The 13,299-nt window shown below is 64.1% G+C and carries 11 protein-coding genes and 2 pseudogenes; 4 read left to right on the top strand and 9 right to left on the bottom strand.

Annotated features, from left to right (window positions below):
* Positions 1–376 precede the first annotated feature (376 nt).
* Together D3872_RS13080 and D3872_RS13085 are read left to right on the top strand one after the other, a co-directional pair.
* Positions 377–757 (top strand): cupin domain-containing protein, encoded by a 381-nt coding sequence (locus D3872_RS13080; RefSeq protein ID WP_229459312.1) that lies wholly within the window; start codon positions 377–379, stop codon positions 755–757.
* 137 nt (positions 758–894) lie between these two features.
* Positions 895–2,187: an IS701 family transposase gene (locus D3872_RS13085; RefSeq protein WP_119811176.1), complete on the top strand. Its 1,293-nt coding sequence runs from the start codon at positions 895–897 to the stop codon at positions 2,185–2,187.
* A 107-nt stretch (positions 2,188–2,294) separates the two neighbouring features.
* Here the strand turns inward: D3872_RS13085 and D3872_RS13090 are convergent, their stop codons facing one another.
* Complete coding sequence (locus D3872_RS13090) at positions 2,295–3,140, bottom strand: CAP domain-containing protein (RefSeq protein WP_119811177.1); 846 nt, start codon at positions 3,138–3,140, stop codon at positions 2,295–2,297.
* Positions 3,137–3,631 (bottom strand): SET domain-containing protein, encoded by a 495-nt coding sequence (locus tag D3872_RS13095; protein WP_119811178.1) that lies wholly within the window; start codon positions 3,629–3,631, stop codon positions 3,137–3,139. The genes D3872_RS13090 and D3872_RS13095 overlap by 4 nt, the downstream gene beginning before the upstream one ends.
* A 163-nt stretch (positions 3,632–3,794) precedes the next feature.
* Between D3872_RS13095 and D3872_RS13100 the strand changes: the two genes are divergently transcribed.
* Positions 3,795–5,267 carry a serine hydrolase domain-containing protein gene (locus tag D3872_RS13100; RefSeq protein ID WP_119811179.1) on the top strand — a complete coding sequence of 491 codons (1,473 nt, stop codon included), beginning with the start codon at positions 3,795–3,797 and terminating at the stop codon, positions 5,265–5,267.
* Positions 5,268–5,371: 104 nt separating this feature from the next.
* Here D3872_RS13100 and D3872_RS13105 read toward each other — a convergent pair.
* From D3872_RS13105 to D3872_RS13130, 7 genes and pseudogenes are all read right to left on the bottom strand, one after another.
* Positions 5,372–5,950 (bottom strand): annotated as a pseudogene (locus D3872_RS13105) (TolC family protein); the annotation flags it as partial.
* A pseudogene (locus D3872_RS13110) lies at positions 5,944–6,549 on the bottom strand (efflux RND transporter permease subunit); the annotation flags it as partial. The pseudogenes D3872_RS13110 and D3872_RS13105, both read right to left, overlap by 7 nt.
* Positions 6,550–6,632: 83 nt before the next feature.
* Positions 6,633–7,595 (bottom strand): efflux RND transporter periplasmic adaptor subunit, encoded by a 963-nt coding sequence (locus D3872_RS13115; RefSeq protein WP_370660965.1) that lies wholly within the window; start codon positions 7,593–7,595, stop codon positions 6,633–6,635.
* 632 nt (positions 7,596–8,227) lie between these two features.
* Entirely contained in the window at positions 8,228–8,497 is a 270-nt protein-coding gene (locus tag D3872_RS13120) for a hypothetical protein (protein ID WP_119811181.1), read from the bottom strand.
* Between the two features lie 134 nt (positions 8,498–8,631).
* Positions 8,632–9,513 carry a signal peptide peptidase SppA gene (gene sppA / locus D3872_RS26505; RefSeq protein WP_229459313.1) on the bottom strand — a complete coding sequence of 294 codons (882 nt, stop codon included), beginning with the start codon at positions 9,511–9,513 and terminating at the stop codon, positions 8,632–8,634.
* A complete protein-coding gene (locus D3872_RS26510) occupies positions 9,435–10,484 on the bottom strand; it encodes a S49 family peptidase (protein ID WP_229459314.1) in 1,050 nt (349 codons plus the stop codon). The genes sppA and D3872_RS26510 overlap by 79 nt, the downstream gene beginning before the upstream one ends.
* A gap of 89 nt (positions 10,485–10,573) precedes the next feature.
* Complete coding sequence (locus D3872_RS13130) at positions 10,574–12,043, bottom strand: sodium:solute symporter (RefSeq protein ID WP_119811182.1); 1,470 nt, start codon at positions 12,041–12,043, stop codon at positions 10,574–10,576.
* A gap of 187 nt (positions 12,044–12,230) precedes the next feature.
* Here D3872_RS13130 and D3872_RS13135 point away from each other — a divergent pair.
* The coding region (locus D3872_RS13135; protein WP_229459315.1) for an ISAs1 family transposase at positions 12,231–13,299 on the top strand (1,069 nt) is incomplete at its 3' end.

The raw sequence follows: 13,299 nt of genomic DNA on the forward strand, positions 1-13,299 counted from the left end.
ATTCGGGTATGCTAAAGTAAGGTAATTTTTTGATAATAAAATAAAGGCACTGGTCTTCCGTGCGGAATCTCAAGACTGGTCGGGGGAGGAGGAGGCGGTTGGGGGTGTCTACTTCACGTTCGACGCAGCAAAATTTACGGTTTCGTCATTCAGCGGTTCGTGGGCCAAATGGTTGGTTTTTTTGTGCCGCTGGTGCCCTTAACTCAGGCGCTAGGCGGGCGTGATGGAGCCGATGCCCGCCGGCCATCTTTCATGGCTCCAACAAAAACGTTCGTAGGAGATCACTATGAGAAACACGCTTCCTGCACTGTTCGTAACTCTCGCCCTAAGCTGCCTGGGAGGGCCCGCAACCTGGGCCCAATCGGATACCCACATAATGGTCACCCCGGATGAGTTCAAGTGGACGGACGTACCATCGTTGCCGGCTGGAGCGAAGCTTGCTGTAATCGAAGGCCCGCTCAACGAGGCGGTGCCGTTTACCATTCGTGTGAAACTCCCGGCGAACTACCAGATACCCGCCCACTGGCATCCGGCGATCGAGCACGTCACGGTGATCTCCGGTACTTTCAACATGGGCACCGGGGACAAACTGGACCGATCCAAGACAAAGGCACTATCCGCCGGCAGCGTCGCCATCATGCAGCCGAAGACCAATCACTTTGGTTGGACTAAGAAGGCGACCATCGTTCAAGTTCACGGTGTGGGGCCTTGGGCCATTAACTACGTCAACCCCGCAGACGACCCGAGGAAGAAATAGTGTAGTGCAGGCGAACTGTTGGATCGGTCGAACGGCATTTGGGTGCAGTTTATCGATCCAACCACCTAGTCTTACTGTGTCATAAAGTAAATTATGTGCGTATACTGTTGAACTGTCTATAACGACAGGAGACGGGAATGGCGAATTTGGCTGAGCTGGATATCTACCTTGAGCACCTCTGCGAGGCATTGGGCCACATGGATCGCAGGGCAAGCTTGAAGGATTACTGCAAAGGACTCATGCTTCCGATTGCCCGCAAGAGCGTCGAGCCGCTCGCGGCGCATATCGAGCCGATACGTGTGCGCGCCAGACATCAATCCCTCCATCATTTTGTGGCGAAGTCGGCGTGGTCGGACAACGCCGTACTGGCATCGGTGTGTGATCACGTCAAACCGCTGTTGGTCACCGATACCGGACATTATTGGATCATCGACGACACAGGTTTCCCAAAGAAAGGCAAGCATTCGGTGGGCGTGGCGCGTCAGTATTGCGGTCAACTTGGCAAGCAGGACAACTGCCAGGTTGCCGTCAGCTTGTCGCTCGCCACCGAGCTGGGTAGTATGCCAATCGCTTATCAACTTTACCTTCCCAAAGATTGGGCAAGCGATCCGGAACGTCGAGCTGTGGCTGGAGTGCCGGAAGAGATCGCCTTTGCGACCAAGCCCGAAATCGCGCTTGAGCAACTGCGCGGCGCGCTTGAATCGGGCACGCCACCGGGCGTGGTCCTGGCCGACGCTGGGTATGGTGACGACACTGGCTTTCGCGATGGCATTACCGAACTGGGCATGCTGTATGCGGTTGGCATTCGGCCGGCGACCACGGTGTGGGCGCCAGGCACTGCGCCGCTGCCGCCCAAGGCATGGAGTGGTCGTGGCATACGTCCGACGCGGCTACGCCGCGAGGTCGGCAACGAGCCGGTTTCCGTGAAAGCATTGGCAATGTCGCTGCCGTCGCAAGCCTACCGCTCGGTCATATGGAGGGAAGGTTCCAATACCAACCTGTCCTCTCGCTTTGCCGCCGTGCGGGTGCGTCCCGCTCACCGAGACTACCTCGGTACCGAGATGCGCGCCGAGGAATGGCTGCTGATCGAATGGCCGGAGGGCGACGTGGAGCCTCTGAAATACTTCCTCTCGACAGCGCCCGACGATGCAACCCTTGAGCAAATCGTATTCGTGACAAAAATGCGTTGGCGAATCGAGCGCGACTATCAGGAACTGAAGCAAGAATTCGGGCTCGGGCATTACGAGGGTCGCGGTTGGCGGGGGTTTCACCATCACGCCACGCTTTGCATTGCCGCTTACGGCTTTTTGACCATGCAGCGCCTCAAGCATCCAGGCGCTAAAAAAAACACTGCGGAACCAAAAACGCCTGGTTTACCCAACGATTACGTCGCTCGCGGAAGCCGGGCGAGCGCAGCGTCATGTGTCTGACTCTATTGCAACGCTGCGATGGCAAATCGCCAGTGCCATCGCAGCACAACTACAGCACTGTCCTTGCTGCCGCCGCATGACACGATTTAATTTGTGACACAGTAAGACTAGCGCGGCATGCCGAATACCTGGGTCCAGTACACGGTGCCAAGGCGCTTGTCGGGATTAATGGCGTAGCCCGCGCCCATCTCGGTAAAGCCGGCGCTCATGATGTTGGCACAGTGGCCCGGGCTGGTCAGCCAGCTTGCCACCGCTTCTTCCGGCGTGGGCTGGCCGGACGCGATGTTCTCGCCGATGCGCAGCCAGCGGTAGCCGGCGCGCGAGGCGCGCTCGCCCACCTGGCTGCCGTCCGGCTCCTGGTGGGTCAGCCGTTTGGTCCTGGCCATCACGCGGCTGTGGGCCTGGGCCGCTTCGCCCAGTGCCTGGTTCCACGAAAGTGCGGGCGCGGGCGGAAAGTCTTCCTCGCCGCAGCTGCGCGCGACGGCGCGCGCGGCGTTCACGGCGCCGAGCATGGTGCGTCCCGCCACGGGCCAATCGGGCAGTACGACTTTTGGGATAGGCTGCGCAAGCACGAGCTGCCACTCACCGCCGTCGCGCCGCACGCCCGCTTCGGTGAACTGGGGGCTCAGCAGCGAGGCGCAGTACCTGCGCTCGATGAGCTCCATCACCTCACGCGGATCCGACGGGCCGGACACGGTGATGGCTTCGGCGCGGCGCGACACATAGCCGGCATCCTCGAGCGCGGCCTGCAGGATGGTGCCGGTGCCGATGCGAATGGCGGACAGCGCTTTTGACGGCGCCAGCGGCGGTGCGGGGCGGGCCTGGCGTCCCGCGCACTCGCCAGGTGCGGCGCGGTAGGCGTTGATCAAGCCGATCAGGTCCGCGTTGCTGTCGGCCCGCGCCGGCATGGCGGCGAGCAGCGACAGCCCGATGGCGGCACTCCGGATGCTCACTTCTTGGCCGCGGCCTTTCTAGCCTTGCGTTTGGGCGCCAGCATGGTCCCGGTGCAGCCGGGCGAGCCGCAGTTGCAGGCGAACTGGCGCTTGACCGCCGCCGTGTGGCGTTCCTCGTATACCAGCGCGTAGTTGTAGTTCAACTCCTCGCCGCGCTCGATGTCGCGCAGCGCGTGGATGAACACTCTGCCGTCGTCTTCCTGCGCTTCGCAATTCGGCTCGCACGCGTGGTTGATGAAGCGCGCGTCGTTGCCCTGGCTGCCGCCGTCGATCACGCGGCCGTCGGCGAGCGAAAAGAAGAAGGTGTGGTTCAGCGGTCCGTCCGCCTGTTCGGCGCGCCGGTTGGCTTCATCCCAATCGATCCGTTCGCCCTTGTATTCGTCGATCACTTCGCCCTCGCGGATCTTGCGGCGCGCGAACACGCCGTTGCCGTGAATGTTGGAGCGGCGCACCACGTAGGGCACGCTGTCGGTTTTGGTGGTATTGGTCATCTGCGATTCAAAGAAAAATTATGGGCGCTGCTTCAGACGCATTACACCACAACGAGACCGCCATGACACACACAGCTTCCGATTGAACTTGTATCATTGCCCTGGTTCCGTAAATTAATCCGGGCAGCGCCAGCCGCCAGCCAACAACAAAGGATCATCGCGCATGAAAAGACCACGCAGCATCGCAACGACCGCCCTTGTCCTGATGCTTGCCGCCACCGGCGCACCCGCATTTGCCCAGCTTGCACCTGCCGCCGGCAGCTTCGTGCCGCCGGCCTTTGCCGACGCCGGACGCGCCGCGCGCGTGTCCGCGCTGCTGCCGGAAATCGACGCGATGTATGCCGACCTGGCGAAGAAGGAACGGCTGCCGGGCCTGGTGTACGGCGTGGTCATGGACGGCAGGCTTGCGCACGTGCGCTCGATCGGGTTCTCCAATGTCGAGCGCAAGACGCCCGCCGGCGCCACCACACCGTTCCGCATCGCCTCGATGACCAAGAGCTTCGCCGCGATGGCGGTGCTGCAGCTGCGCGACCGCGGCAAGCTGCGCCTCGACGACGCGGCCGCCGACTACCTGCCGGAACTGCGCACGCTGCGCCTGCCGACCGCCGATTCGCCGCCGCTCACCTTGCGCCACCTGCTGACCATGTCGACCGGATTGCCCGAGGATAATCCCTGGGGCGACCGCCAGATGGCTGTGGACAATGAGGCCATCGCGCGCATCGTCGGCGCCGGCCTGTCGTTCTCGAACGCGCCCGGCATGGAGTACGAGTACAGCAACCTGGGCTACATCCTGCTGGGTAAAGTCATCACTAAAGTATCGGGACTGCGCTTCCAGGACTACATCACGCAGAACATCCTGCGCCCGCTGGGCATGAAGAACACGGTATGGGAATTCGACGAGGTGCCGCGCGAACGTTTCGCCCAGGGCTACCGGCGCGACCGCGACAACTGGGTGGCCGAACCAGTGCTGCATGACGGCGACGGCGCCGCGATGGGCGGCCTGATCACGACCATGGACGATTTCGCGCGCTACGTTGCCTTCCACCTCGACGCATGGCCGGCCCGCGACGGGCTTGAGGCCGGGCCGCTGCGGCGCGCCTCGGTGCGCGAAATGCAGCAGCCGCACATGTTCGCCTCGATGGCGCCGAAGGCCACCCTCACCGACGACAAGACGCCGAATCCGAAGGTCGGCTTCTACGGCTACGGCCTGCACTGGGCACGCGACAGCCGCAACGTCGTCACCGTCGGCCACGCCGGCGGCCTGCCCGGCTACGGCAGCCAGTACCGCTTCGCGCCCGACCACGGTATCGGCGTCATCGCCTTTACTAACCTGCGCTACGGCCAGGTGTACGGTCCGACCAGCAAGGCGCTCAACCTGCTGGTCGAGAAGGCGAAGCTGCCCGCGCGCGCGGCGATGCCGTCGGCCGTGCTGGCGCAGCGCCACAAACAGGTGGCCGAACTGCTGCAGTCATGGGACCAGCCGCTTGGCGCAGCCATCGTGGCCGAGAACTTCTTCATGGACCGCTCGCGCGAAGACTGGATTGTCCATGCGCGCGAAAAGCTGGCGCCGATCGGCCGGATCAAGTCAGTGGGGCCGCTCAGGGCCGAGAACCAGCTGCGCGAACCTTCGCGCTGATCGGTGAAACTGGCACGATGGACGTGTTCTTCACGCTGACGCCGGAACGCGACCCGAAAGTCCAGCAGGTCGACATCAACCCGCCGGCCGCCGCGCACTAGCCCTTACCGGGGCGTGGCGTGCCAGCCGCCGCCCAGCGACTGGATCAGGGCCACTGCCGTCGCTTGGCGGTCGGCCTGCACCTGCACCAGCGCGCTGGTCTGCGCCTGCACGACTTCCGAATAGCCCACCTGCCCCGCCTTGTAGCGGTTGAGCATCTGGGTTTCGACCTGGTCGGCCGCGTCCGACGCCTGCTTGCGCAACACCTGCTGGTCGGCCAGCACGCGCGCCGCGTACAGCTGGTTCTCGACATCGCCGAAGGCATCGAGAACGGTCTGGCGGTAGCGCGCCACCGCGACCTGGTGCGAAGCTTCCGCGCCCTGGACGCCCGCGCGCGTGGCGCCCGCGTTGAAAATGCTCTGCGCCACCGACAGGCCGAACGACCACACCGCGTTCGACACGCTGAACAGGTCCGACACCCGGCTGCCGCCGCTGCCGATGGAACCGGACAGGCCGATGTTCGGGTAGTAGGCCGAGCGCGCGATGCCGATCTGCGCATTGGCCGCCTCCACCCGGCGTTCGGCGGCCGCGATGTCCGGGCGGCGCTCGAGCAGGGTCGACGGCACGCCGACCGGTCGGAGCGGGTCGGGCCGTCGAAATTGCCCTTGGCGCTGTTGGCGTTGGCGGCCGCGATGGCGGTGCGCAGCGTATCGAGGCCGAGGCCCTGGGTCGCCAGCGCATCCGTGTCGGCCTGGATGCGCACGGCGGGACGCTGGCCGCCGCTCAGGGTCACGAGGCCGACGCCGGACACCTGGCTGATCTTCAGCGCGAGGCGGGTGTTGACCAGGTTTTGCACTTCGGTCAGCGGCAGCGTGTCGGAGGTGATCGCCAGGGTCAGCACCGGCGCGTCGGCCGGGTTGACCTTGGCGTAGACCGGCGGCGCCGGCAGGTCGGCGGGCAGCAGCGAGCTGCCCGCATTGATCGCCGCCTGCACTTCCTGTTCGGCGACGTCGAGCGTCTGGCCGAGGCCGAACTGCCGTTCCAGCGGCGCGGTGACGGTGCGCGACATCACTTCCGGGCTGGCGCCGGGGTACAGCGTCTGCACCTGGATGGTCGGGTAGTCGACCTGCGGCAGCGCCGACAGCGGCAGGAAGCGGAAGCCCACCAGGCCGGACAGCACGATCGCCAGCATCAGCAGCGCCGTGGCGACCGGGCGCGCGATGAAGGGGCCGGACGGATTCATTACTGCCTCTCGCGCTGGCGGCGGCCGCGTTGCCCGGCGCCGGCTGCCGGCTGGTCGCCCGCCAGCGTAACGCTGGCGCCGTCCTACAGGCGGTCGGCCCCTTCGGTGATCACCTGTTCGCCCGCCTTCAGCCCGGTGCGCACCTGCACCTTGTCGACGGTCGCCTGGCCGCGCGCGACCTCGCGCACGGCGACCGTGCGCTTGTCCGGGTCGAGCACGTAGACGAAATCGCCCTTGGCGCCGTGGCGCAGCGCGGTCACCGGCACCATCACGGCATCCTCGATGGTGCGCAGCTGAAGGCGCAGGTTGACGAACTGGCTGGGGAACAGCAACTGCTTCGTGTTCTCGAACCTGGCCTTGGCGCGCACCGTGCCGGTTTGCGTATCGACCTGGTTGTCCAGCGCGGCGAAGCGGCCGCTGGCAAGCGTCCTGCTGCGAGTGCGGTCGAGCGCGGTGGCGGGCAAGGTGCCGCCGCCGGCGATCTGCTCCTGCAGCAGCGGCACCTGGTCCTGCGGCACCGCGAATTCGACGTCGATCGGCGACAGCTGGGTGATGACGGCGATGCCGTTGGCGTCGCCGCTGCCCACCAGGTTGCCCATGTCGACCACGCGCAGGCCGACCCGGCCCGTGATCGGAGCCTTGACGTGGGTGTGGCTGAGGTTAAGGCGCGCCACGCCTTCGGCCGCGCGGTCGGTCATGATGGTGCCTTCGAGCTGCTTGACCAGCGCGGCCTGGGTGTCGACTTCCTGGCGCGCGATCGAGTCCTGTACCAGCAGCGTGCGGAAGCGCGACAGCGTGACGCGCGCGCTTTCCAGCTGCGCCTCGTTGCGCTGGCGCTGGCCGGTCGCCTGTAGCAGCGCCATGTCGAACGAGCGCGGGTCGATGGTGGCCATTACCTGCCCCTGCCTGACCAGCTGGCCCTCAGTGAAGTGGACTTTCTGGAGGATGCCCGAAACCTGCGGGCGCACCGTGGTGGTGGCCGCCGCGGTAACGGTGCCCAGGGCGTCGATGACGACCGGGATGTCGGCCAGTTCGGCGGTGGCCACGCCGACGGTGGTTGCGGGAGCCCTGCGTCCTCCCCGTCGGCAAGGGCCGCGTGCCGCTCGGTCCGCCCGCCCGCCTTGGGCCGGGGAGCTGCTGCGCTGCGGGACCGGGCCCTCCCGGGGAGCTCGCCGCCGGCGTCGGGCTTTTCGCTGAGATCACCAGGCAGGGCGCAAGCGCGATCTATCGCGGAGTACCGCGATCATCGGTGCCGATGATTTTGGCGCGCCGGTTGCGCGGGGTAACGGGCATGGGATGTCGGCGGCGTTGTAAGTGTCGTTCCATCATGCTGGTCCTTGTGTGCCGGGCGGCGCAAAAAATGATTCATTTCTTGCAAGAACTCTAGCATGGAGACATGGATTACTTATGTCTCATACCGCACGCTGAACGCGACAATACAGGGTGTTTGCAGGGTTCGGGAGGGGTAGTGATGAGCGGCTGACTGGCATGCCGCAGAGGAAGAACCGGGCAGCTTGCTTTAGATGTAACTGCCGTACATGGCGTTACATACTGGCTACAACTCTGATCACGTCGTGCCCGCGGAGGCGGGCACCCATGCTGAATCGATGACGCACACTCAGTATGGGTGCCCGCTTTCGCGGGCAGTCGGTTCCGGCAATGCCGGAAACGACGGTGCTTATGGTTTTTGATCGACTTTCGTATCGCGGTCACGCGTGGTCGAGTCGCCGTCACCGGGCGCCTTGCCCAGCCCTGCACCGCCGACGTTGTCCATCTTCGGGCCGGAGGCCAGCCCCGGCGACCCGGCCAATGGCTTGTCGTGCGGCCCGTGCCCCGGCACCTGGTCGGTGCCCGCGATCTTTTCCTCGTCTTCCTTCGGCGCCTGGTCCGGCAGGTGGCTCGGAATCGGCGGTTGCATGTTTTTGCGTTTCGGGTCCTGTTCGTCCACGTCATTCTCCTTCGCTCGTTGAGCCTGAAAACGGATGGTAGGACGGCTGCGCCGGCGGGTCTGTTAGCTGGCGCACCCCGGAATTGAAAACGGCGGCCACCAGGGCCGCCGCTGTCAATCCGCCGACAGGTACGCTATTCGCCGCACATGCAATGGGTGACCGCCGCGAACGGCTTGCGGCCCTCGGTCAGGTCGGCCAGCCACCCAAGGTCGCGGGTCACGCCGGCCACCGCGCCGGTTGGGATCCCGGTCGGCAGCATGCCAAGCTTGAGCTCGATGTTCACCGCGGTGGCGGCCGACGCGCCGAACATCTGCAGGAAGCGCTCGAAGCGCGAGCTGTCCTGTTCGATGTAGGCCACCCGGTAGTCGGCGCCAAGCTTCGCGCGCCGCGCCGCCGAAGCGATCGCGTCGTGGTAGCCGCCAAGCGTGTCGACCAGGCCGCGTTCCTGCGCCTGCACGCCGGTCCATACCCTGCCCTGGCCCACTTCGTCGATCTTTGCCGGCGTCGTGTTGCGCGCCGCGGCGGCCTTGGTGGTGAACTCGCTGTAGATGTGGTTGATGCTCGACTGGACCAGCTGGCCGAAGCGCGGGTCGAGCGGACGCAGTGGATTGTAGGCGTCCGCCAGCCACGTAGTGCGCACGCCGGCGGTGTGGATGCCCATCTTGCCGACCACTTTTTCCGCGGTCGGCAGGATGGCGAACACGCCGATCGAGCCGGTGATGGTGGTCGGGTCGGCGATCACTTCGTCGGACGCCATCGAAATCCAGTAGCCGCCGGAAGCCGCCACATTGCCCATCGAAACCACCACCGGCTTGCCGGCCTTGCGCGCCAGTTCCAGCTCGCGCCGGATCAGTTCCGAGCCGTAGGCGCTGCCGCCCGGCGAGTCGACGCGCAGCACGATGGCCTTGATCTGCTCGTCCTCGCGTGCGCGGCGGATCAGGTTTGCAGTGGACACGCCGCCGATCGTGCCCGGGCTGGCGTTACCGTCGATGATGTCGCCGGAGGCGACCACCACGCCGACGCCGTCGCCGAACAGCTTGGGACGCTGGCGCGCCAGGTATTCGTTGAACGAGACCTGGCGGAAGGTTTCTTCTCCAGGTCGGGTGCGCCGCGCTTCATCATCAGCTCGCGCACTTCGTCGCGGGTTTTCAGGCCGTCGACCATTTTGGCTTGCAGCGCCAGCTTGCCGGTGTCGCCGTTCAGCGCGGTCATGGTTTCGGGCAGGGCCTGGATGGCCTTGTCGATCGCGCCGGCCGGCAGCTTGCGGTTCTTCTCGACGCTGGCGGTGTAGCTGCCCCACAGCGCGTGGTACAGGAAGGCGTCCGCTTCGGCCGCCTCTTCCGACGGGCCGTTGCCGATGAAGGGCTCGGCGAAGCTCTTGTAGGTGCCGACCTTCATCAGGTTGACGGTGACGCCGACCTTGTCGAGCGCATCGCGGTAGTAGTTGCGGTAGCGGCCCATGCCTTCGATGAGCACCATGCCCATCGGGTGCAGGTAGACCTCGTTGGCGTGCGAGGCGATGCGGTACTGGCGCTGGTCGTAACTGCCGCCCCAGGCCACCACCGGCTTGCCGGTCGCCTTCACGCGCTCCAGCGCGCCGCCGACTTCATTGAGCATGGCCTGGCCGCCGCCTTCGAGTTCGTCGAGCATCAGCACCACGCTGGTAATCTGCGGGTCCATGGCGGCCGCATCCAGCACGGCCAGCACATCGCGCAGCTGCACGGTGCGGCGCTCGTCGCCGCGCACGTTGGCCACCAGTGCTTCGCGCAGCGTGCCGCTGTGCTGCTCGACCAGCCTGCCCTTCAGGTCGAGCACCAGCGCGGTCTTGCTGGCGATCGGCTTGGCGCCGCCGAAGAACACGCCCCATACCAGCAGGATGACGATCAGCAGGAACAGCAGGTTGAAGAAGGTGCGCCGGGTCGCGTCGAGCGCGGTCCAGAACATGCCGAAGCCGCGGCGCAGGTAATACATGGGCTTGAATGACATCGATACTCCAGCAAATAAGTGATTACGGTAATCCCGATAAGCACTGTAAGCGAAAACCGGGCTTCGTTGTCATTATGTTCTCGGAAGAATCAGGCCGCAACCGCGGCCGTATCGCGCCGCTCGCGGCTCGAAATGGCCCACAAGCCGGCAAACACCAATATACCGTTGACCATCAGGAGTTCAAGTCCAAGGCGGTAGCTGCCGAGGATGTGCGCCTGATTGAACTCAAGCAAACCGCACAGGATGGGGGCACCGACCGCGATCGCCGGCACCCAGCGGTCGTTCAGGTGGCGGCTGGTCAGGATGCCGAAGGCGAACAGGCCAAGCAGCGGGCCGTAGGTGTAGCTGGCCAGCTTCAGGATCACGATGATCATGCTCGGGTTGTCGGCCCACTTGAAGGCCATCACCAGCAGCAGGAACAGGAAGGCGAAGCCGAGGTGGACGCGCTGGCGCCATTTCACCTTGTCCGCCTCCGACAGGTCGTCGCGGCGTTTCAGGCCCAGCAGGTCGATGCAGAAGCTCGAGGTCAGCGCGGTGATGGCGCCGTCGGCGCTGGGGAACAGGGCCGAGATCAGCGCGATCAGGAAGATGATCTGCACCGCCGCGGGCAGCTGGCCCATGACGACCGCCGGGAATATCTTGTCGCCGGTGGCGGTGACGCCAGCCACGGGCGCGTACAGGTACAGCAGGCCGCCGAGGAACAGGAAGATCGACAGCACCACCATCAGGATCAGGGTCAGGCTCAGCAGGTTCTTTTGCGAGTCCTTCAGGGTTTTCACCGAGATCGTCTTCTGCATCATTTCCTGGTCCATGCCGGTCATCGTCAGGACGATGAAGGCGCCGGCGACGATCTGCTTGAGGAAGAAGTTCGGGCTGTCGAAGTCGGTGGTGAAGATGGTCGACAGGCCGCGCGCGTCCATGGCCGCCAGGCTCTGGCCGACCGACATGTCGAGCTGGGTCAGCAGGTAGACCACGCAGGCCACCAGGCCAATCAGCATGCAAGTCGTCTGCAGGGTGTCGGTCCAGACGATGGTCTTGACGCCGCCTTCGTAGGTGTACATCAGGATCATGCCGAGGATGACCAGGGTGGTAAGCCAGAACGGCACGCCCAGGCTGTCGAGGATGATCGCCTGCAGGATGTTGACCACGAGGTAGAGGCGCGCGGTGGCGCCCAGCAGGCGCGAGAGGATGAAGAAGGAGGCCCCGGACTGGTAGGAGCGGCGGCCGAGGCGCACGTCCAGGTAATGGTAGATCGAGGTCAGCTTGAGCCGGTAGTACAGCGGCAGCAGGATGTAGGCCACCGCAATGTAGCCGATCACGTAGCCGATCAGGATCTGTCCGTAGCCGAAGGCGTCCGAGCCGACCGCGCCGGGCACGCTGATGAAGGTGGCGCCCGACAGCGTGGTGCCGACCATGCCGAAGGCGACCAGCATCCAGTTGGAGCTCTTGTTACCGATGTAGAAACTGTCGTTGTTGGCGTTGCGCGAGGTGGCCCAGGCCACGCCCATCAACAAGGCGAAGTAGGCAATCAGGACACAGAAAAGTAGTACCGGGGACATAGGCGTTCCATTGCGAATTGACGAGTTCGCCAGCAATATACACCCATCCCGGCACCCGGAGGAGCGCCAGCCGCCCCCCAGCCAGGGCAATTGCATGAAGGCGATCTCGTTGTCATGAGCAAAGGTTGCAAGTATTGCTTGTAAACTCGCTCAGAATGGCGTTTACTCTCGATATTTGAGCGAGAAAATGGCAAACGGACCGATGTCGTTGGTGGAAGCATTCGATGAATTGCGCGATCCGCGTGCGCGGCAATGCGCATATCAACTCGACGAATTACTGTTGGCCGCGATCTGCGCCGTCATCAGTGGGGCAGAGAGCTGGACCAATGTTGTCGAATGGAGCGAGATGAAGCTCGACTGGTTGCGCCAGCACCTTCCATTTGCCAATGGCATCGCCTCGCACGACACCTTCGGACGGGTCTTTTCGCTGCTCGACGCAACGCAGTTCGAGGCATGCTTCGTGCGCTGGATGAGTTCAATGTGTCCCTCGCTGAAGGGACAGCACATTGCCATCGATGGCAAGTGCGTACGTGGCTCGCATGATGGCAAGCAGAGTGCCATTCACCTAGTGTCGGCATGGAGCAGCGCAAGCGGTTTGACGCTGGGACAGGTCCGGACAGCCGACAAGAGTAACGAGATCACGGCGATACCGGAACTGTTGGCGACGCTGGACATCAAAGGCGCCATAATCACGATTGACGCGATGGGATGCCAGCACGACATCGCGGCCAATATCGTCGCAAGCGGCGCCGACTATGTGCTGGGCGTGAAGGACAACCAGCCCGGTCTGTCCGAAGCCGTCAAGCTGTGGTTCGATGCCGCAGATAGCGGCAAGTTGGATCGCCCGTTCTGGGATGACAGCCAGACGGAAAAAGATCACGGACGGATCGAAACCCGGCGCTGCTTGGTAACCAACGACGTCGCCTGGCTCGGTCAGCAAAACCAGCACTGGTCCGGCCTGCAAAGCCTAATCATGATCGAATCGACGCGTGAAATTATTGGCAGAAACAGTAGCGGCAAAACCAGCGTCGAACGCCGATACTACATCAGCAGCCTGCCGGCCAAAGCGGCGCATCTCGCTCAGACCGTACGGGCACACTGGGGCATCGAAAACTGCATGCACTGGGTTCTGGACGTCGCATTTCGCGAGGACGATTGCCGTATCCGCGTAGGCGAAGCTGCGCAAAATTTCGCCATCCTGCGTCGAATTGCTCTCAACCTACTGAAAAACGAGAAGACCACGAAGCTCGGGATCG

This window comes from Massilia cavernae (assembly GCF_003590855.1).
Classification (GTDB): domain Bacteria; phylum Pseudomonadota; class Gammaproteobacteria; order Burkholderiales; family Burkholderiaceae_D; genus Telluria_A; species Telluria_A cavernae.